The organism is Lysinibacillus sp. BPa_S21 (assembly GCF_023337795.1).
Classification (GTDB): domain Bacteria; phylum Bacillota; class Bacilli; order Bacillales_A; family Planococcaceae; genus Lysinibacillus.
The window spans coordinates 60,599-81,906 of record NZ_JALIRS010000008.1 but is presented as its reverse complement, the minus strand read 5'-3'; the positions used below and the strand labels follow the sequence as shown (position 1 = coordinate 81,906).

Genomic DNA, 21,308 nt, shown 5'->3' with positions numbered 1-21,308 from the left:
AAAGTTAAAATTATCTAAAAATTCATCTAAGTGAGGATACGCAGATGCAAAATATACACCGTCAATCCTATACAAAACCACGCACGAATACATTTGATTTGGTGATGACATCCATTTTAGCAGCACTTGTTTTCGTTGCCACAATGTTTATTAATTTTAGGCTACCATTCGGGCAAGGTGGACTTATTCACTTAGGGACATCCATGCTTTTGATTACGTCGATTTTATTCGGCCCTAAAAAGGGAGCACTTGCAGGAGCTATCGGAATGGGCTTATTCGATATCGTCGGTGGTTGGTTAATTTGGGCGCCAACTACAATCATCTCCCGCGCAATACAAGGCGCCATCGTTGGGAAAATCGCTTGGTCAAAAGGACATAGAGGCGACGACGTCCGACTAAACATTTTAGCAGCAGTTGTTGCTATGCCCGTAATGATGGCCGTCTACTATATCGGGCAAGCCATTATGTTCAAAAACTGGGTTGCTCCTATGGCATCCATTCCAGGAGACATCATCCAAAACGTTATCGGTTTACTAATCGCGATTCCAGTATGCATCGTCATGAAAAAAACACCGTACTTCAAAAAGAACTTTTAATACAAACTAAACACGCCATCTTGCCGTTTTGTCAGCAGCATAGAGGGTGTGTTTTTTGTTGTCGTTACATTTAGAATTTCAAATGACAATAATGATGGCTCTTTTTCATACTATATGGTGGAGGTGAAAAAATGCCAAGAGTAAAATATATAAATTCAGACGTTGATTTAGTGGCAAGGATGATGAGAGCGGAAGCGGTAGGTGAAGGAAATCAAGGAATGCTATATGTTGGCAATGTCATTGTGAATCGTGTTATAGCAGAGTGTCCCGATTTTAAAGATTTAAGAACCATTAATGATGTCATTTATCAGGTACAGGGAGGAAATTATTCTTTTGAAGCTGTGCAAAAAGGGAATATGTTTTACCAAAGAGCACGACCTAACGAAAGAAGATTAGCAAAACTGACGCTGGATTATTGGCGAGAACATCCAGCGAAATTTGCACTTTGGTATTTCAATCCATACGCACCATGTCCTCCAACATGGTACGGTCAACCTTTTACTGGCCAATTTAAAAATCATTGCTTCTATGAGCCAGCACCTGATACATGTGAAAGTGTTTATCGAGGATAGGGCATCTTTTAAAAGAAAATCCCACGGAAAAGTCTTCAATCTCTCCGTGGGATTTTGTATGATTGGTTATTCCTATTCATCCAATAAATCCATTGGCGCAGTTTTCATAAACTCTCTCACTTCTCGAATAGCAGGGAGTTCACTTTCTACAAGCTCTATCCCTATTATTTTGGCTAGTGGCTGAAGAATCGGTCTTAACTCTTTAGAGACAAATAGTTTGCTCGGCCTTACATCTAGGTTTTGCAAAAATGCCCATAAAAGACTTTGTGCAATTTGTGCCGTTTTATGCATAGGGAGCATTTCATGTTCAATAACAAAATTACTTCCTCGGTCAACAAGCATACCTGCAATCGGATAAACAGTGCGGTCCGTTTCTTCGCCTTCTACACCAAAAGGCATGTAAAATAAATCATATTCAACTTGTAACGCGCTTTTAGGCTTTTTCTTATATTTTGCTTTTTCAAACATCGAAATTTCCTCATAGCACTCATACGTTGGCTTTGTCATATTTATTTGCAAAATATAAATCTCTTGTAACTCACCATCCATTTGCACTTTAAATACTGGATATTGATGTGGTGCTACCTCCGGATACTCCCAGCCAACCTTTCGAGCTTCAGTAATATTAATCATCCTACTAATAACATCAATTAATAGCTCTACCTCTAGATAATCTGGTCTTTCGGGATGCGTTCCCTCTAAATAGCTCCTGAATTGAATCCAGTTCTTCTTCCCTCTATACGATAGCCCACAATCTTTAATTAACTGATAATCTGCAGGGTCTAACTCTTCTCTATCAACAAAATTCACAGTTAACGCATTTAAACTATAGGAAACATCGCTCGATACATTTCTCTCAAAAAGAATTTTCGATAAGCTAGTATAACCAAGCTCCATGTCAAAAATCATTAATCCAAACTCTTCACCGCCTGCTCCCATAACAGAAACAAGTACTTTTTGATCGGTATCTTCAAAGTGAATGACAACAACTTCATCATCCCTTAAATATTGCCATGGCTTTAATTTTTTCAGATCATTCGTAAGCTCCAATAAAGAAAAATAATCTGGCTCCAAGTCTTCTAGTAAACTATCTACCTCTACATTCTCACGTAGCAGTTCATTAATTTCCTCCAAATCGATCTGATCCATTGTGCCAGTATAAATATTGCCTGCTCCAGCAATACATACAGGAGTTTCAGCGTTCATCGATACATCCTTATTGCTCTCTAATCGAATAATAAATGATTCACTATGATCAATGATATGTGCAAAGGCTTCATCACCAGGATTTCGAAGCCATTCATCGACCAACTCTTCATCGGTATCAAAATCCGTATCATTTTCAGGTAAAAAACAAATCTTTTCTTTCGATACTCGCCCATCTTTTTTAACCATTTCAAAATCAAAAAAGTCCGAACCATCCAAATCAAAACTTAGGAATATCATTTCATCTAGCAAAGAAAAACTACTGTTCTTCGGTAACAATAACTTTCGATATATTTCTGGTTTTTCCTTACTTTCAATATGCAACTGTAGCATCATAATTTAAAACCTCCATCTTCTACTTGTTATAGTGTTGCTGACGTAGCTACGGCTAATCTACTTTCATATACAAGTGCGATAATCACTTGCTCCATCTCTTCATTGAAAACTTAATTTAATAGCAATCTCAAAGTGAGCCACTCTCTATTCACTTTACTAACAACCTATCCGTTCTGCAATACTTCAAAATCCATTTTACACCAATTGTCACATCCCTCAATACCCGCCGTTCAAAACACCTAAGCGTTGTTCTAGTAACAGCCCTCTATTGTACTGACGAAAATTCCTATGACACTGATATAGAACCTCTCCAAATCTATAGGGCGATCTTAATATATACTGTTTAGTAAAAAATCAATCTTTCTATCTAATATATAAAGAACATAAGATACATCTTAGAAAAGAGTAATTGAAATACAAAAAGCTCAATAATACATGGTCATCTCTACCACGTCTAGTGAGCTTTAAATTTATAAGATAGAAGTCTTATTTTACATGTACTTATTTCCCATTTAGAGTTGTAGCAGTCTCTTCTTTGATACAGTAATGAACAATCGGTAAGACTAAGAAACTAGCGATTGCACATAGTATACCAATTGCTAAGAATGTTTTCTCACCAACTAATAGCCAAGAAGCACCGGCCGACGCAAACATCATCCCGATATACATTGCCGAACTGTTCAGCGCCATTACGGTTCCCCTAATCTTCGGACTCAATTCTGATATTAAAGCTGTTAACGATGATTGACCTAAGCCGATAGATGCGCTCCATAAAACATGAACAATAATGGCCGGTGCAACATTTTCCGTTAGCAATGAAAAACTAATAACCCCGATGGCAGCAATAACCGCTGCTATAGATACAACAGCTTTTTTACCGATTTTGTCAGATAATTTACCGCCAATCACATTACCGATAATACTGCCAACACCCGCTAAAAAAATAACTATCCCAACTTTTTCTACACTGTAATCAAAATTTTCTTTGTAGTATACTCCGATATACGAAAACATACCTTGTAGTCCGATTGTCCATAAAAACGTAGATAATAACGCAAAAAATATAGATTGATTAGTAAAGGCTGTCTTAATAGCGGAAGCCATTGCAACTGGCGCTGATACTGGTATTTGGTTTGTGGCCGGTGTTTTTGGTAAGGAACCTAATGTGATCAATGTGACTAAAAGCGATAAAATTCCTATACCATAAAATGTCCATTGCCAACTTCCAATAGAAGTTAAGAATGCTCCTATAGGTACACCTAATACAGTGGATCCAACCATTGCCCCCATGATCATCCCCATGGCCATTCCCCGCATTTTATAAGGTACGTTATCTCCTATCAATGCAAAAACACTTGGCATCACCATAGCCCCAGATAAACCAGTTAAAGCCCGAAAGATCAAAACGGTAGTAAAATCTTGTGTCAGACCAGTACAAAATGTTCCAACTGAAAAAATAAACATTCCAGTTACAATCATTTGTTTTCGTCCAATTTTATCTGAGATAGGTCCGAACAGCGGTGCTGTTAGTCCATAAAATAAAGCGTAAGAGGTAATGAGCCACCCTCCTTTTTCAATTGGTGTAGCTGTTGCTTTTGCAATATCAGGAATCAATGGTGATACTACTAATGAATCCATCCCAATAAAGAACGCTACAATTGCCAGTGTAAATATCATAGTTTTCATTCCTCTGTCATTCATCTTCAATCTCCCCTTTTCCTTAAAATTATTTCATATATGAAATAATTAATCACATTACTTCATATATGAAGTATATTTATAAACAAAAATGTAACAAGTCGTTACATTTTGATTATCCCCTTTTATGACCTGATAAAAAATGCTTATAGCCATTGAGCATTTCTAATAAAGAATTAAAGCTTTCTTCATCAAAATAGGAAAAATTCTCTTGAAGAAATGTTTGATATTGAATAGCCACTTTTTCTTGAGTTTCTTGTCCTTTTTCAGTTAAATATACTAAGGTCTCTCTTTGATCAGATGGATTTTTAGTAGTTACAACAAAACCATCCCGCTTCATCCTCTGAATCATAGTAGTGACATTACTAGGAGCGCATCCAATTTTCTGCTTTAGATCAGACATAGAAGCCTTTTCTGTTTCAGATAATATTTGCATTACCCCAAATTGTACAGTGCTAATGTTGAACTGTTCTAATTCTGTTTCAAGATTGTTCTGCAATTGATGATACACATCTCTAATAACACTGTACAATTCCCTTGCCGCTATTTGCATAGAAAAACACCCTCTCTTTAATCTTTTTACGCTAAATAATACATATAGGGTTTTAAACATATCCTTGATACGGAAAAATATTTCATATATGAAATATACTTTTCTTGCTATATCTTGTCAACTCTCCAAATACAGAACAAAGGGATATTTATCACTACCTCTCGCTTTACAAAAGAAGCCATTACCTATGCCGAAAGCATTGATAAATCATTAATTTTAATGGATGGAATGAAACTTACTGAGTTAATGTTTTTATACAATGTGGGTGTATCGAACGTTCAAGCCTTTACGATAAAGCGGATGGATTTAGATTTTTTTGAGGAAGGTTGATAACAAGAAATGCAGCGAGCTTCATTTGAAGATTGCTGCATTTTTTAGACCGTCTGTTTTGCTTAATGGAATTTTGTAATTCCCCTTATTTCGATAATACCGCTGTTTATCTTAAGTAAAGAATTAATATTTTTAATTCATTTTATTTCTTTTCCACTCGTGTACCATAAACATCAATTGTTGAAGGAATATATGCATACTTACGTGTCAATAAATCACTTACTGAATCATAACTACTAAAGTCATTATCTATTTCCATTTTCATTTCTCGATTCTTGCCTACACCATATACACGTACTAGCCACATTTCATCCTTATACTGAATGAATTTTTCTAATTCAGGGTAAGAGATTGAATAAATCGCGTTTGTACTTGTTGATGTTGTCCCCTTCACTTCTATTTTTATTGGTTTTGGAGGAAACTGTGGCTGTAAATAATCAAATGCTGTAATATCGTATCCTAATCCGTCACCCTGTGTTTGCGCTACATGCTCTACTTGTTTCCCGTATTCTTCACCGAATACTTCTATTACTTTCTTTTTAACATATTCAAATACTTTTTGTTCTGCAAGATCACCAATTTTTTTACGCTTTTTCAAGTCTTTTTGTAGCTGTTGTTGACTTACTACTCGGCCACGTTTGTTTGCATTACCCGCAACCTTATTACTAACCCTAGACTCTCCCTGCTCGTAACTAGAACTCGCAAACGTTTCCTCTTTAATTTCGCCATCTTCTATTAGTTCTGCTTCTGCTTCTGCTTCTGCTTCTGCTTCTGCTTCTGCTTCTGCTTCTGCTTCTCTTCTGCTTCTGCTTCTGCTTCTAGGCTATCTACATTAAGAAAGCTATCAAACAAACTAGCCCAAGCTTCAGGACAGGGAAATAAATAAGCTTGATTGCCTCGTCCATTTTTTTGAAAGGCTGAATATTTTTTAGGACGATCAGATTCCATTTCTCCCCAAATATCTCTAATCGTAATTGGATGTTCTAAAATTGTATATTCTACATCTACCTTATACCCTTCATCTGACCATAGATTTTTCTCCTGTAGTTCATGTGGTTGTTCTGCCATATAACAATCTGAAGTTGCTATACCTACCGCGCGAATTGCTTTATCATAACAACTGTAAATTTTATTACCAGCCTTAATTGTAGCCATTCGTTCATACGCATGATTACGATTTCCACTTTTATCTTTTTGCGGGGACCACATATATCCCCCACTGATTTCTTCTTCATGTGTAGCATTTTGCATGACTATAAAATTACTCATAAATCCACCCTTAATAGACCAATAACTATCCGTTTAGTATTTAATATTATTTTAAAATTGTATTTTCACTATAATTTACGATTACTATAATGTCAAAAAATTCATTAACAGGTAAAAATGATGAATCACTTATAATCAGGCTCTATTAATGGTTTCTACAATCAATACAAAAACGCCAAAACCATAGCTATAATGGTTTTGACGTTATATACAGTGTATTTAACACCAGCATTTACTTTACTACGAAAGATCGATCTCATCACCAATTGCTTCAAAAGCAATTTTAATTTTTTCTATTAAATCTTCTAAAAACTGATTTCGTTGATCTAGTTTACTAGCTTCTTCACTTGTCCACGTATATTTCATGACAAAACCTGGACAAATATTTAGACGGTCATAATTCTTACATAAAATCTTTTCTTGTATTAGATGTTGATCTTCAGGTAAAATCATTCCGCTGTTTTCGAATGATTGGAATAAATCGTCAAATTCTTCTCTTTTCGACTGACGTAAGGTCGGCGATATTGAATATATTCTTCAAAAGTTAATTTTCCCTTAAACCACAACAGGTTGCTTGAGCGATAAGATACATGAAAATTACTTGAAAGTTTAAATCCTATATTCATTAAATTATTTAACTTTTCAACATCTAAGTTTGAATATGTACTCTTAGCACCATGCATTGTATCTCCAGCATAAAGCCATAAATGAATACTCCAGCTATCTCCTTCAACACTAGAATCAAGGGCAATTTGCTTCACCGTATCTTTCTTACTTTGCGCATAATTCTTCCATCCTCGATGATAGTCTACAATTGCATTTTCCCCGTCAATCTTCATCGCTTCTAATAAAGCCACACAACGTTTATTTAATAGATATTGATTCCCTTTACATACTGCAAATTGCGTATAAGGGTTTAAATAAGAAAATTCATGATCGATATACTCGATGAAATCTTCTATAAGTTGTTTTTCTAGGCCAGAAACCATCTCATTTTGTACTATCGTATTAAGTTTCTCTATGACTGTACGCCAAGATAAAGCACAAACTTGCTCTACTATTTTCACGCCCACTTCTTCCAAAAATGAAGGGTTAAGCTGACGTAACCAAATATTTTCGCGAAGTGGTTTATTTTCAACGATGAACAGCCATCCTGGATCAGCAAAAATAACGCCATCGTATCGGGCACCACGACTATCATTTTCGACTTTAGTTTTCATATCAAGTTTGTCATCAGAAATAATAATTGAAACTACTTTACGACCTTCAGTAGCTGTACCTTTAAATAATTCATTCGTATGACCTAGCTGTGTACTTACTAACTCAACACTTAAATCACCGGTAGCAATCGACTCTATTTGCTCATCTCTTTTTAAATCAAAATTTAATAACTCCTGACGAACCAACTCTAAAAACATAATTTGTACTGACGGGATATTTTTTACTAATATCAAAAACGTTCTAGTCAGTTCATCCTCATGATGATGCGCCTTATTTTTATATGAATTAAACACGTTCAAATGATCCACAGAAAAAGCCCCCAACAATCCTTTTATAAATTAATATAACATACTGTATATTTCGGGATTTTTACCCATTTTTCATTGAGGATTTCTTTATAAATTAATATAAGTTTTAAAAGCCAAAACAATAAAACGGTTAAAAATTACTTAACTGAGTTTTAAATAAACCCTCGCTCCTTCCATTGCCCAAAATACTTTTGATAGCCCATTTCCTCAGCAGTCATCGTGCATTGCGTATCTCCCCATTTAAAAGTATGAGATCCTGACAGTGCTTCATAGGTTGGATTCCCCATCACATCCTTGAAAAGCGTTTCAAATGTATGTACATCTACTGAATGTGTTGTTCCATCTTCATAGGTTTCAAGAAGAATGAAATCTACCTCTCCCTGATCTGATTGACCCTTAAACATCAAGCCTGCCTCATTTAATAACAAATATAATTGATGCATCTCCAACCTCATTTCTCTCTGAAAAATTTATTACCTAATGTCACTTACCTTCTATGTAGTTTTATATTTATTCTTCAGGCAGTGATGTCTCAATTGTATTATTATTGCAGATAAGATTTTTTGCTTTAAATTCTACACTTGTTGAAAGCTTCTGTAACATACTCACATTATTGACCAACTTTTCTACTTCAACTAGTCCTTCACCCTGCAATTTACTAAGTTCTATCTCAAGTTGTTTTAATGATTTTTGAATTAACTCTATGTCTTTCTTGTACTTTTCTAAAATAATTACAGTATCATTAACTTCTCTATTATTTTTTGTGTTTTTTAGCATAGTGCGTCATCCTTTCGATCTATGAAGTCATATTTATGGTACTAGCTTAAAAAGTTCACTATACCAATCACACCTATAAATGTTTGTACAATTGGAAGCGTATTTTGTCATTGACTCATCACCAAAAGTTGCGGATGAATGCCCTATATAAGTTGATTTCCGTTCCGACTAAACGCCAAGAAAGCGCCTAGTCAGAACGGAAATCAACTACACGTCATGGTGATGATCCTTGCCATTAACCATTACCCTATTTGTCTCCTAATCAAACATTAAATTTTTTTAATTACTCTGGCCCTCTTGAGGTAACATTCTCATTTAAAAGAAAGAATAAACCACTTGTTAGGATACTTTTAAATATTTTTGAATGTATAAGCGAATGAATCCTCTGCTTTTTGATGGTTTGAGAAAGTTATTTTCTATCAATTGAAACTTCATAACGTTTAGCAGCTTCTCCAAACGTCATTGCATCGTTCGTCTAAACTATACTTTTAGTCAAAAAAAAGTGCCAAACTCTTGTTAAAATCAAGAAAGTTGGCACCTTTTGAAACTAAAACACTTGTTGTATCAATATTCTTTATGTTTTATTTATTAACAAATTTAAATTGGTAGCTAAAGTGATATCATATAAAGAGAGTATTAGATTCCTGATATCACTAGCTCTAATCCAAATACCCCCTTATACCTTCCCTCATCAATCTTTCTCTCCTCTTCTATAAAATTATCTAAAAACATTTTTAAATCTCGAGATTGTATTAAGTTATCTTTCACAAAATCAAAATTATAAACTTTCTCGATTTCTATATCTCTATATTTCTCAGCATCTCTAAAATTCCTTCTCGTCAATTGATTATCTAAAAAATTCGATTTAAACTTTTCGAAATATTCCTTTCCTTCTAGGATGTTTTGCGGTAAAACTTCTTTAGGGAAAAATGTTAAATAATTCTCATTTTCAACAAAACTGAGCTCTTTAATTAATTGACTAAATAAAAGTAAATATTTCATTTCTTCTTTTGTTAATTTTGAAAAATCATATTTAAAATCAGGGTCAATTATCTTAAGCCTAGAATTATTGATCCCTGTTGATTTCGCTATAAATGTTCCCATAACTAACTTTTCACTAATAATTGAATTAGGATCTTGTAGACTCCTTTTTTGACTTTTCCCTTTCTCAATTTGTGCATCACTATTACTAATACCATTTTGAGTTCCTTTACACTCTAATATATGTATATCAGATCGACTGTCTAACACTAAAAAATCTGGTGATTTATTTGGCCCTTTCTTACCTGTAGATATTGTCGAAAGAGATGTTAAATATTTCAAAAAGAAACTCGTATCCGTTAACGCTTTAACCCCAAAAGTTCTATCCATTACTAAAGAAGATATCCCCATCCCTATATCATCACTCAAGATAGTTTTTTGATGTGCGTCTATATCATTAAATTCTCTTACAAGCCTCAAATTACCTGAAGCCTCGAAACACCTTGAATATCTTAAAAATGCCCAAAAATCATTTAAAGAACGTCCTAAGTAATTGGGATTCTTTGTAGCATCAGCTACATGTAGTAACAATTCTATTAAATTAAAGCTTAAAGAACTAGATAATGACGCTAATTGTGGAGGAACCGTTTTACCTATCCAAGTGCTGTGATCAATCATTAAATCAATATTTAACATTTATTTATCCTCTTTTCCCACGTTTTTTTGTCAGTATCAACTAATTTATTAACCATAATCTTTACCATTAAAACTCCCTTCTTTTAATACCATAATATAACACTAACTAAATATTAAGGATTAATTTATTTATATTTTTTTACTTATTTTGTGAATTTCAGTATCAAATTAGGTATCACTATTCAAAAAGGTTTGGTATAAATGCTAATTTAAATATGTACATTCCTGCTTGAATAATGATGTACAAAAATGCTCTTCCATTTCATACTAATACCGAGGTGTTAGTATACATATTCAATTAGAGTTTGAGGAGACAGATTTAAAATTAACAAAAGTAAATTAGCGAGGGATATGGGCGTAGACCGACGAACAATTGATAAATATTTAAATGGCTTTATACAAAAAACAAAGCGTAATAAGCCTTCTAAAATTGATGAGTTCTACCTGATTATTGCCAGCCTCTTATCAGAAGATTCTAAGCAGGTATTTTATTATCGACGCAATCTTTGGCAGTATTTAAAAGACAACCATGGTTTAAAGTGTGGACAATCTACATTCCATAACTATATTGCCAATACGCCAGAATTTAAGGCTGACTTTGAGAAAGATGCGCGTATCTTCTTTGAATGGCGGTATCCGTTATGAAACACGTATGGGAAAACAAGCACAGCTAGTTTGGAAAGAAAGTATTCTTTATGAAACAAGTGAAGGAGAACAGGTGGAAATTAATGTATCTGTGTTAGTGCTGAGCCACTCTCGAATGCGATTCTTTTATATGAGTATTTCCAAATCGCAAGCAGCTTTATTTTCTTTCTTAACCGACACGTTTGAAAAAATGGGCGGTGTACCTGAAGAACCCATCACTGACAATATGAAAACTGTGATGAATGAAGCACGAACAGAACAATTTGCAGGAAAAGTGAATACGAAGTACGCGCAATTTGCGAGAGATTTGGGATTTAAGGTGAGACCGTGTGTAGGAAAAGGGATATTGCCCAAGAGTTCAACTCCCGTTAAATATCCCAAGTCTGTTAATCGTTGATATGACTGCATTTACAGCCACTTTATGTATGGAGACGGCAATACATAAGCTTCTAAGCGTGTAGTTTACCTATTTACGATTCACGTAACATTATGCCGACAAACAGGCGTCCTGTACGCTAACCTTGAAACCCAGATGGCGCCATCGACTGTTCCCACTAAAGTTGGCCCTACGTAGAGGCAGAGCGCTACAAGCTTACGCGACCAGTAAATGTTGAGCTACCCTACTTTTCTAAACACTCTTGTTTATCGCGATTTTTTTCCTTTGAAGAAATCTTTCTTCTAAATTGCTCGTGCCGATGATGACACCTAAAGTAATAATTAAACTGCCGATAAATTGCTGCAGTGTAATGATTTCATGTAAAAATAGTGCCGCTCCAATTAATGCGAATATGGTATTGAAATTCACAAAAATAGCGGATTCCGCTGCACCAATGTGTTTTATACATAAATTATATAATGTATGTCCGATAGAAGTAGCTAAAATAGCCGACATGAAAAATACGAGCCATATGAATGAACTGAAGGATAAAAATGCTCCGTAGCTTCTGAAGCTTGTAATAAATGTAAAAACAAGTAATAGTGATGAACCAATGAGAAGCATCCAGCCTGTCATTAGCATGGGAGAAATGATTTTAGTTGCTCGACGAATTGCGATAAAGCTAAAGGCCTGTAAAAAGAATGACATAAACACGAGAAAATCACCTAGCTGTAGATTTGTCAGCTCGTTAATGTCGTCCACAACTGCGAATAGCACGCCAACTCCTCCAAGTGTAAAGCCAATTAATTTTGTTTTCGTCATAACAGTGTCTTTAAATAATACTGCAATAAGTGCTGTGAAGAGTGGACTTAAACCACTAATAATGGCTGTTTTCATGGCAGTTGTTCGAACAATACCATACGCTAAAAAGACATGGTGACAAATGACGCCGAAAAAGCAACCGATTAATATGTACTTAAATGGCATTCCTTTTACATAGAGCGGCTGCTTCGTTAGCTTTAAAATAATAAAAATTGTAATAGCTGCTAGAAAAATGCGTGCTGTTTGGATCGTTAATGGATCTCCATTGGAAACAATTACTTTCAGCCAAGTAACATTCATGCCCCAAAGAAACATAACGAATACTAAAATGGAATAAACCTTTGTATTTGCCAAGTCATCACCTCATGTTTTATTCAATCGCAAGAAGAAATCTCGCAAAATAAACTACTGTCAGGATTTCCGCATTTTTGGCTATCGGGACAACAGCCTAGCACCTGAGCAGGATCTAAATTGAAATCCCCTTCTTTTATAAATCTTTCCAAAGATTCATTGGCTTTTCATAAGAAAGTAGGCTGTCAGGAAAGATATAGCCTTCCAAACAGCCTACCATACTTCATACCCTTCTTTAAGCAGTCCTAACCTTTTGATAAATGTATGTTCCATCTGCAATTTGATCAAGCTGTACGGGGTCACCGATTTGCACACTTTCTTGAATGCGCACCGTTAGTTTGGCAGTTGAATCCTTTAGCTGCACTAGAGCAACGGTATACGGTGCCAAATGGGCGTAATCTGCTGGTGCAATATGAATGACTGTATAGCTATAAACGGTTCCCTCATCTGGGACTTCTCGTTCGTTTTTGATTTCTTGGCGGCAGGTGCTGCAATACACTTTTTTCGTCACTGACTCCACACCACAGCATTCATAAACCTTCATCTGCTACACCCTTTCTAATATGTGGACAACTGAATATGAACCAGTGCCACCTAAATTTTGTGCAAGTGCTAATCGTGGTTGTTTTTCTAGCTGGTTTGGTGCATGTCCACGCAATTGGAGCACTAATTGGTAAAACTGTGCCACACCTGTTGCGCCAATAGGATGTCCTCTGGATAAAAGACCTCCGCTTGTATTAACAGGCTTTTCTCCGTTCACGCACGTTTTTCCTTGCTCAATGGCTAGCCAACCTTCTAATTTCGGGAAAAAACCGAGCTCTTCAATGGCCAGCATTTCAGTCATTGAAAAGCAATCGTGAATTTCAACTACATCGATATCCTCAGGACTAACACCTGCTTTTTCATAGGCTTGCTGACCTGATATACGAATTGCTGGTAATGATAATAAATCGATGGCATCCTGCATCATCGTCGGACCTGAAGCCTGCGCTGATGCCAATATTTTAATATCAGATGGCTTACGAGATAAAACAACTGCTGCTGCTCCATCCGTAATCGGTGAACAATCGAATAAGCCAAGTGGATCTGTAATCATGCGTGCGTTCATAATTTCTTCTAGTGTTGCTGGTTTTCGGAATTGAGCTAGTGGATTTTGTAATGCATTTTCACGGTTTTTTAACGCTAATTTCGCTAAATGGGATTTATTTGCACCTGTTTCATAGAAATAGCGATTCGCCACTACACCAAAAAATCCTGGGAAAGTTAGACCAGCATAGCGTTCGTTAGTCGTCTGATCCATTGCAGAGTTAATAAATTGCGTTACAGTAGCCGTAGATGCATGCTTCATCTTTTCCACACCGACAACTAAAACGCTTTCATATTCACCACTTAAAATACCTAGAATACCTTGGCGTAATGCGATACCACCTGATGCACAGGCTCCCTCTAATTTGGCCGTAGGAATAGGACCGAGCCCCAAGTCATTGGCTACAATCGCGCCTAGAATTTCTTGATTGGCTAAGCTACCACCCATATAGTTACCAACAAAAACTGCATCGATTTTTAACTCTCTTGCTTCTTCTAACGCCTCTCGACTAGCAGCGAGCATTAAATCCTTTAATGAAGTATTTTCACTGTTTCCGAACTTCGTCATACTTACACTATGAACATATACACTCATTGTGTCACCTCCATATGCTGTTTTACTAGCTCGCGTTTTAAAATTTTCCCATAGGAGCTTTTTGGTAGCGCCTCAACTACGTAAATTTCTTTTGGCTTTTTAAAGCTCGCTAAATGTTCCTGACAAAGCTCGATTAATGCATTCTTCTCAATTTGTCCACGCCCGTTTGGCACTACATATGCGACGATGGATTCGCCCCATTTTTCATCTGGAATACCAATCACACATGTTTCCTTGACGAATTCATGCTTGTTCAACACTTCCTCTACTTCTCGAGGATAAATATTGACGCCACCTGAAATGATGACCTCCTTTTTACGGTCAACAATATAAAGGTAGCCATGCTCATCTAGTCTGCCTAAATCGCCTGTATGAAGCCAACCGTCACGCAATGTTTCGGCCGTAGCCTTTTCATTATTCCAATAGCCTTGCATAATAAGTGGGCCCTTTGCTGTGATTTCTCCAATTTCACCTACTGAACATTCATTGCCTTCAGCATCAATAATTTTCACATCAACAAATGGTCCAACTCTTCCACACGAATCAAGCCGAGATGGCAAATCCTCGCGTGGCATTATTGAAATACACATGGGTCCTTCTACTTGACCATATGTTTCTACAAATTTTGTGCCTACTTTGACTAGTGCCTCTTGCAACTTAGCAGCGGCAATGGGTGAGCCTGCCATATTAATCGATTTAATGTTACTTAGTTTTTGCGGGTTGAACTGCTCGTGCTGAATCATTAAGTTAACCATCGTTGGTACTAGGAAAATGATTGAAATACGGTCCCGCTCTAATAAATCAACAAAGTGCTCTGGCTCAAATTTATCGTATACGACTTGTGTTAAGCCATAGAGCCATGCCACATGACTTAAGAAATTTGCCCCGTGCGTTAAAGGTGCAACATGACCGAGCATATCCTTATAGTCAACTTCACATGCCATTGCTAATGAAAGAGCTCCACTGACCATATTGCGATGTGATAGCATTACGCCCTTTGGATTGCCTGTCGTTCCCGAAGTATACATAATGGCCATCGTATCATTCTCGTCTACTTCATTTACATGGGCCTGTCCTTTAAATTGTTTAACCATTTGCTCATACGGTTCTCCGCAATAAATAATTGGGAAGTCAATTTGCAGCGGATCTATCAATGGCTTTTCACCAATAATTAGGCTCATAGCTGAATCATTAACCTGATAATCATGTTCTTTCGGATGCAAGCGGTAATTAAGTGGTACTTTAACTAGACCATATAAAGAAACGGCTACATCAAGTTCAATATGCTCTAATCGATTAGACATTAAGATACCTACGCGTTCTCCCTTTTGTAAGTTCAGACTTTTAAAATAGGCTGTTAGTGCATAGGCACGCTCTATTAATTGAGCATAGGAAATAGTACGGTCTTTAAATTTAACTGCTATTTTATCTGGATATGCGCGAGCTGATTTCAATGCTAATTGGCCGATTGTACTCATCTATCTTCCCCCTATTCTTCAAAGTGAAAAATTAGAACCCCGAATTGGTCATCCTTACGTCTTTTCGGTATAGCCTCTTTTAATGGATAGAGTATGAATTCGACTGTAATGGCGATTTCATTTTCTCCTTCAAGAAAATGACCGCCAGAAAAGTTTTGATCACAATCAACAAAAGATCCGTGGAAATGAATATCTAAATCATTCGTTTCTATATCTACCCCAATAAAGCCTAAACCGGAAATAAGTTCAACCGGGGAGGTAGTTTGCCGTTTTTGGGAATAAACGATGGTCCCTTTCTTTTCACCTCTTTGAACTTGGACATAGGTAGCCTGCTTTAAGGATCCCATGCATTGAAATTGCCCTCCCATTACACCAAAGTGGTAACAAACCTCTTTAATCCCAGTAAATAAATCCGTTCCTGCTTTCAATCTCCCGATAATTCTATCCGTAGGTCGGTCATACAAAGCTTGCCAACTAGAATTATCCAATACTAATCCCTCCATCTACCTTCAACACCTGGGCAGTTGTATAGCTAGCCTCCCTAGATGCAAAGTATAAAACAGCACTTGCAATATCATCAGGTGTGCCAATACGCTTAATGACCTGCTGATCTAAATTGTATGGAACCCCTGTCGTAATACCTGTTAAGGTTGCACCTGGTGCCACAGAGTTACAAGTAATATTTAATGGGCCAAGCTCTTTTGCTACCCATTTCGTAAGAGCAATTACCCCTCCTTTTGATGCAGCATAAGCTGGACCTGAGCGCCCTGTACCATCTTCTCCAGATGTAACACCACCGTTTAAACCTGATACTGAGCTTATATTAATAATCCGACCATATTGGGCATCCTTCATATGTGGGTAAACACATGCCTGTGTAAACATAAATGCTGCTTTTAAGTTCGTATCAAGATCACGTGACCAATCGTCGAACGTTATCGTTTCAATATTTTTTCTACTACATGTACCAGCATTATTCACCAAAATATGAATCTCTCCATATTTTTCAACTGTGCGATTAACTGTTGCTTTCACAAACTCTGCATCACGAATATCTCCTAAGCACTCTAAATAGCTGTCATGTGCTAGTTTTTCAATTGTCTTCTCACATGAATTTAAGTCAACTAAAACAACATGTACCCCTTCCTTTGAAAGCTGGACCGCAACTGCTTGTCCAATACCACTTGCCGCTCCTGTAACAATCGCTACATCATCTTTTAATGTCATAATAGTTTTCCCCTTTGCTATTTAATATTTAATAAATCTGGTAAAAATGTTGATAGAGAAGGTATATATGTTACAAGTAATAAGACGATAATAGAAGCAACAATAAATGGTACAACCCCTTTTGAAATTTGAATGATATTAGCCTTTGACATACTGGCTGCAACATATAAATTTAAGCCAACAGGTGGTGTAAATAAGCCGATTGCTAAGTTAATCGTCATAAACACGCCAAATACAGCTGGGTCTACATCGAGCATTAACATAATCGGAAGTAATATCGGTACGAAAATATAAAACGCTGAAATGGCATCGATAAATGCACCCGCAATTAATAAAATAATATTTACGAGTAGTAAAATAATGATTTTATTATCAGTTAAACCTAAAACAGTATTTGAAATAGTTGAGGCAATTTGTTCTGTTGTTACAATATAGGCAAAGACAGATGCCGCACTTACGATGATCATAACAACAGCTGTTTGTAACGCCGACTCAATAAAAATACGATACATCATTTTTATGTAGCCTTTTCGATGAATGAACAGTCCTACAACCAGTCCATATACAACCGCAATAACTGCCGCTTCTGTTGGTGTAAAAAACCCTCCATAGATTCCACCTAAAATAATGACAGGAATCATTAATCCTGGAAGTGCCTTAATAAATGCATCCCAACGTTCTTTTCCTGTACTTTTTTGCCTAGCTGCTTCCACAGAGTCGTTAAAAATACCCTTTTTAATGTCACGTTTGCGAACATACATCCCAGCAATAAATAAACCGATCCCAACTAAAATACCCGGTATAACCCCAGCCATAAAAAGACGATTAATCGTAATCGGGATTTGATCTCCTGCTACTACTGCAAAAATAATGAAGGCAATCGATGGGGGAATAATAATGCCTATCGCACCCGCACTCGCCACTAATCCTCCAGCAGTTTCTTTGCGGTAGCCGTTTTTCACCATTGCCGGAATTAGAATACCTCCAATTGCTGCAACTGTCGCGGGACCAGATCCTGAAATAGCAGCAAAGAAAATTGCTACTATTACCGTTACAAGTACAATGCCACCTTTACGATGTCCTACTAATGTTTGTGCAAAGTCAATTAAACGCTTAGAGATTCCGATATGATCCATAATGACACCAGCTAAAATAAAGAATGGAATCGCTAATAGCGTAAACTTTGCCACACTCGTATACATAATATCTGTTAATGCCTCAAACCCTGATAGCCCTTGAGATGTAAATAGTACTACCATTGAAGCTACTGCTAAGGAAGCAGCGATCGGTACCCTTAAAAATACGAGCAATATAAAGGAGCCAAAAAGTAATAATGCTGTCATACTACCTCATCTCCTTTCGCTCCATTACCTTCTTTACTCACCGCTTTATATTCTTCTATCATTGCTTGAACTGTACGAATTAAGCACAACAATGCACCTAGTGGTAATGCAGAAGATAAAATCCACTGCGGCATCCCTAAGGCTGGTGTCGTTTGATTAATTTGCATTTGGAACAATACCATATCAATGCCGTAATAAAGTAATACAGCAAACAATACACCACTCGCTACTGATGAAATAATTACAATCACCTTTTTTGTCAGCTTATTCCCTTTATCGAACAATAAGGTAAAACCAAGGTGTGCGTATCTACGCACACCTAAGGCTGTACCGACAAATGTCAGCAATACTAACAAATTAACTGTGATTTCTTCTGTAAAAGAAAGGGATAAATTGACTAAATTGCGAGAAACGATGTTTACAAATGTTATAAATGTAATTGCTGCAAATGAAACGCTTAATATAATTTCTTCAAAGTAGTCTAAGAATTTCATATGTTTCCCCCTTATGGCGTAAACGCTTTCAGTAAATCTTCTCCCCAAATATCAGTATATTTATCATAAATAGGCTGAACAGCTTTTTTAAATGCTCCCAATTCTGCATCTGTTGGCATATAAACATTCATTCCTTTAGCTTTTAAATCTTCAATTTGTGATGCTTCTTTTTCGCGTGCAATTTTCACTTGATAAGCAGCTGCCTCTTTTCCTAGTCGATCAAATAATTCACGGTCTGCATCACTTAAAGAACCATACAGCTTTTTATTCATACCTAACACTAATGGATCATATGAATAGTTCCACAATGTTAAATAATCTTGAACTTCCTCTAACTTTGACGAAGCAATAACATCAATAGGATTTTCTTGACCATCAATTGTACCTTGCTGTAACGCTGTAAACACTTCTGAGAATGTCATTGTTGCAGGGTCTGTTCCTAATGAACGGTATAAATCTGTGTACATGGTAATACCAGGTATACGAATCTTTAATCCACTTAAGTCTTTTGGTAGTTTAATTTCATGCTTACTGTTCGTTATTTGACGGAAACCATTTTCGCCATAGCCTAAAGCTTGTACACCCTTTTCAGCTAAAAGTTCTTTAAGCTTTTCTCCCCCTTCTCCATTAAACACTTTATCAACCTCTGAATGATCCTTAAGTAAAAAAGGTGCACTTGCCACACCAAAACGTTGATCTAAAATCGAATAAATAATAGTAGAGTTAAATGTTAAATCGATTGAACCTTTTGCTAAGCCTTCAACAGCCTTTCCAGAATCTCCCCCAGATAATTGTTCATTTGTGAATACTTCAATTTTAATGCGACCATCTGTTTCTTTATCCATATCATCTGCCAGTTTTTTTGCTGCCTCATACCATGTTGATGAATCTGATACAGTGACAGACATTTTTAATTTATATGACTTTTCTTTACCATCAGCATCCCCACCACCGCTACCACCACAGGCAGCTAGTATTGCTGAAACTATCAAGAGCATTGCCAAGAGAAGATTTCTCCCTTTAAAAAATTTCTTCATAAAATATCCCCCTACTCTTTTTATGTTAGACTTAATAATTATTTTATAATTCCGAAAAATCTAAATATATATTCTTAGAGGATAAAAAATTATAAAATAATTGATTGATTTTTGTCTCTAACATATAAAAATTATTCAAATAACAGCATTTTTAACTATTTAATTAAACACTTTTTCTTTTCCGAAACAGTAAAATAGCAATCATTAATTCCAATTTATTTTCATTATTATTAATATCAATATTTAAAAGCTTTTCTATTTTTTTTAAGCGATATTTTAATGTGTTTTTATGGATATGAAGGGCATCAGCAATTTCCTGTAAGCCCCCTTTACTTTTTAGCCACATTTCTAGATTGTATATTAATTCTTCTTCCTCTATTAAAGAGCCAATTGTTCTTCCGATGAAATTACCAACCTTTTGTTCATCAAGATCGGACAATAGTAACTCTAATTTCAAATCCTCTTCAAATACTATTCGTCTATTTTCAATAGCAACTGTTAACGCTATATTTGCTTCATTATAAGATTCATTTAGCTCAAAGAAGGAATGTGAATTGCCGACGCCTATAAATATATCGTCATCATATAGCTTAATAAGTTTGCGGTTAAAGGAATAAAGTGTTTGCTCTAAATCAATACGCGTTATTTTCGGGACAAGCAGCACTAGCTTATCAAAGCTCCATTGAAAAATATGTAATTGAGGATGGATTATTTGAATTGCACGCAAATAATCCACCCCCTTCTCATCAATTCTCCTATTCAATTGAATAATAATAATTCGGTTGTAGAGTTCCGTATCAATATTTAGCATTTCTGCCCGTTGTTCTAGCAACAATTGATTTACCTGGCCATTTAATAAATCAAGCAGGAAGAGCTCAAACATTTTGGTCTCTCGTTCTTTTTTACGGTGCGTTAAAAAATCTTCCACAAAAAACTGTGTGATTTTCTGAACAAGCTTCCCATACTTTTCTATTTCAACAGGTTGTCCAGTAACACCAATTACTCCAATCGATGTATCTTCAATAACTAATGGCATAACAAGCCCCTCACGCACACCCTTTAATTGGACTGACAGCTCCTTTGTCATATGCATGACTTCTTTTTTCTTCATGGCTATTAATGCACCCTCATGAAATTGGTTCACCCTAGACATGTCCGTGCTGGCGATAATAAATCCATTATGATCGATTACAACAACATTCTGGTCAATCAATTCACCAAGCTCTCTTACAATTTTCGTTCCAATTATTTGCAAATCAAACATTGTGCCACCCCCATAGCAGAATAATATACCGATTATATAGAATTTTC

At 36.1% G+C, this 21,308-nt stretch carries 23 protein-coding genes and 1 pseudogene; 4 read left to right on the top strand and 20 right to left on the bottom strand.

The window, feature by feature from the left end; all coding sequences use genetic code 11:
• Positions 1-44 precede the first annotated feature (44 nt).
• Positions 45-596 carry an ECF transporter S component gene (locus MOK21_RS16155; protein WP_249075020.1) on the top strand — a complete coding sequence of 184 codons (552 nt, stop codon included), beginning with the start codon at positions 45-47 and terminating at the stop codon, positions 594-596.
• A 131-nt stretch (positions 597-727) separates the two neighbouring features.
• Positions 728-1,168, top strand: a complete 441-nt coding sequence (locus MOK21_RS16150; RefSeq protein WP_249075019.1) for a cell wall hydrolase — start codon at positions 728-730, stop codon at positions 1,166-1,168.
• Between the two features lie 72 nt (positions 1,169-1,240).
• Here MOK21_RS16150 and MOK21_RS16145 read toward each other — a convergent pair whose 3' ends face one another.
• The 3 genes from MOK21_RS16145 to MOK21_RS16135 all read right to left on the bottom strand — a co-directional run bounded on the left by MOK21_RS16145 (position 1,241) and on the right by MOK21_RS16135 (position 4,961).
• Positions 1,241-2,710, bottom strand: coding sequence for a plasmid pRiA4b ORF-3 family protein (locus MOK21_RS16145; RefSeq protein ID WP_249075018.1), 1,470 nt, complete (start codon positions 2,708-2,710; stop codon positions 1,241-1,243).
• A 501-nt stretch (positions 2,711-3,211) separates the two neighbouring features.
• Positions 3,212-4,411 carry an MFS transporter gene (locus tag MOK21_RS16140; RefSeq protein ID WP_249075017.1) on the bottom strand — a complete coding sequence of 400 codons (1,200 nt, stop codon included), beginning with the start codon at positions 4,409-4,411 and terminating at the stop codon, positions 3,212-3,214.
• A gap of 112 nt (positions 4,412-4,523) precedes the next feature.
• Positions 4,524-4,961, bottom strand: coding sequence for a MarR family winged helix-turn-helix transcriptional regulator (locus tag MOK21_RS16135; protein ID WP_249075016.1), 438 nt, complete (start codon positions 4,959-4,961; stop codon positions 4,524-4,526).
• A gap of 114 nt (positions 4,962-5,075) precedes the next feature.
• Between MOK21_RS16135 and MOK21_RS16130 the strand changes: the two genes are divergently transcribed.
• Complete coding sequence (locus MOK21_RS16130) at positions 5,076-5,291, top strand: restriction endonuclease (protein ID WP_249075015.1); 216 nt, start codon at positions 5,076-5,078, stop codon at positions 5,289-5,291.
• 142 nt (positions 5,292-5,433) lie between these two features.
• Here MOK21_RS16130 and MOK21_RS16125 read toward each other — a convergent pair whose 3' ends face one another.
• From MOK21_RS16125 to MOK21_RS16100, 7 genes are all read right to left on the bottom strand, one after another.
• A complete protein-coding gene (locus tag MOK21_RS16125; protein WP_249075014.1) occupies positions 5,434-5,889 on the bottom strand; it encodes a protein NO VEIN domain-containing protein in 456 nt (151 codons plus the stop codon).
• A gap of 137 nt (positions 5,890-6,026) precedes the next feature.
• Positions 6,027-6,560 carry a hypothetical protein gene (locus tag MOK21_RS16120; protein ID WP_249075013.1) on the bottom strand — a complete coding sequence of 178 codons (534 nt, stop codon included), beginning with the start codon at positions 6,558-6,560 and terminating at the stop codon, positions 6,027-6,029.
• Positions 6,561-6,800: 240 nt separating this feature from the next.
• Positions 6,801-6,926 (bottom strand): hypothetical protein, encoded by a 126-nt coding sequence (locus MOK21_RS23810; protein WP_283164737.1) that lies wholly within the window; start codon positions 6,924-6,926, stop codon positions 6,801-6,803.
• A gap of 83 nt (positions 6,927-7,009) precedes the next feature.
• Entirely contained in the window at positions 7,010-8,089 is a 1,080-nt protein-coding gene (locus MOK21_RS16115) for a hypothetical protein (RefSeq protein WP_249075012.1), read from the bottom strand.
• A 152-nt stretch (positions 8,090-8,241) separates the two neighbouring features.
• On the bottom strand, positions 8,242-8,532 hold the full coding sequence (locus MOK21_RS16110; RefSeq protein ID WP_249075011.1) for a hypothetical protein: 291 nt from the start codon (positions 8,530-8,532) through the stop codon (positions 8,242-8,244).
• Between the two features lie 67 nt (positions 8,533-8,599).
• Positions 8,600-8,866: a hypothetical protein gene (locus tag MOK21_RS16105; protein WP_249075010.1), complete on the bottom strand. Its 267-nt coding sequence runs from the start codon at positions 8,864-8,866 to the stop codon at positions 8,600-8,602.
• A gap of 636 nt (positions 8,867-9,502) precedes the next feature.
• Positions 9,503-10,543, bottom strand: coding sequence for a hypothetical protein (locus tag MOK21_RS16100; RefSeq protein ID WP_249075009.1), 1,041 nt, complete (start codon positions 10,541-10,543; stop codon positions 9,503-9,505).
• 315 nt (positions 10,544-10,858) lie between these two features.
• On the opposite strand from MOK21_RS16100, the pseudogene MOK21_RS16095 reads away from it, so the two are divergent.
• A pseudogene (locus MOK21_RS16095) lies at positions 10,859-11,522 on the top strand (transposase); the annotation flags it as partial.
• A gap of 294 nt (positions 11,523-11,816) precedes the next feature.
• On the opposite strand, the gene MOK21_RS16090 reads toward MOK21_RS16095, so the two are convergent.
• The 10 genes from MOK21_RS16090 to MOK21_RS16045 all read right to left on the bottom strand — a co-directional run bounded on the left by MOK21_RS16090 (position 11,817) and on the right by MOK21_RS16045 (position 21,261).
• Complete coding sequence (locus tag MOK21_RS16090; RefSeq protein ID WP_249075008.1) at positions 11,817-12,740, bottom strand: DMT family transporter; 924 nt, start codon at positions 12,738-12,740, stop codon at positions 11,817-11,819.
• 232 nt (positions 12,741-12,972) lie between these two features.
• Positions 12,973-13,281, bottom strand: coding sequence for a Zn-ribbon domain-containing OB-fold protein (locus MOK21_RS16085; protein WP_249075007.1), 309 nt, complete (start codon positions 13,279-13,281; stop codon positions 12,973-12,975).
• 3 nt (positions 13,282-13,284) lie between these two features.
• Positions 13,285-14,418: a thiolase C-terminal domain-containing protein gene (locus tag MOK21_RS16080; protein ID WP_249075006.1), complete on the bottom strand. Its 1,134-nt coding sequence runs from the start codon at positions 14,416-14,418 to the stop codon at positions 13,285-13,287.
• The gene (locus MOK21_RS16075) at positions 14,415-15,896 is read right to left on the bottom strand and encodes a class I adenylate-forming enzyme family protein (protein WP_249075005.1); all 1,482 of its coding nucleotides are present in this window, start codon (positions 15,894-15,896) and stop codon (positions 14,415-14,417) included. The genes MOK21_RS16080 and MOK21_RS16075 overlap by 4 nt, the downstream gene beginning before the upstream one ends.
• An 11-nt stretch (positions 15,897-15,907) precedes the next feature.
• Positions 15,908-16,384: a PCC domain-containing protein gene (locus MOK21_RS16070; protein WP_249075004.1), complete on the bottom strand. Its 477-nt coding sequence runs from the start codon at positions 16,382-16,384 to the stop codon at positions 15,908-15,910.
• Positions 16,377-17,123 (bottom strand): SDR family NAD(P)-dependent oxidoreductase, encoded by a 747-nt coding sequence (locus MOK21_RS16065; protein WP_249075003.1) that lies wholly within the window; start codon positions 17,121-17,123, stop codon positions 16,377-16,379. The genes MOK21_RS16070 and MOK21_RS16065 overlap by 8 nt, the downstream gene beginning before the upstream one ends.
• 17 nt (positions 17,124-17,140) lie before the next feature.
• The gene (locus MOK21_RS16060) at positions 17,141-18,466 is read right to left on the bottom strand and encodes a TRAP transporter large permease (RefSeq protein WP_249075002.1); all 1,326 of its coding nucleotides are present in this window, start codon (positions 18,464-18,466) and stop codon (positions 17,141-17,143) included.
• Positions 18,463-18,960, bottom strand: coding sequence for a TRAP transporter small permease (locus MOK21_RS16055; RefSeq protein ID WP_249075001.1), 498 nt, complete (start codon positions 18,958-18,960; stop codon positions 18,463-18,465). The genes MOK21_RS16060 and MOK21_RS16055 overlap by 4 nt, the downstream gene beginning before the upstream one ends.
• Before the next feature lie 11 nt (positions 18,961-18,971).
• The gene (locus MOK21_RS16050; RefSeq protein ID WP_249075000.1) at positions 18,972-19,997 is read right to left on the bottom strand and encodes a DctP family TRAP transporter solute-binding subunit; all 1,026 of its coding nucleotides are present in this window, start codon (positions 19,995-19,997) and stop codon (positions 18,972-18,974) included.
• 163 nt (positions 19,998-20,160) lie between these two features.
• Positions 20,161-21,261, bottom strand: coding sequence for a CdaR family transcriptional regulator (locus MOK21_RS16045; protein WP_249074999.1), 1,101 nt, complete (start codon positions 21,259-21,261; stop codon positions 20,161-20,163).
• Between the last annotated feature and the right edge of the window lie 47 nt (positions 21,262-21,308).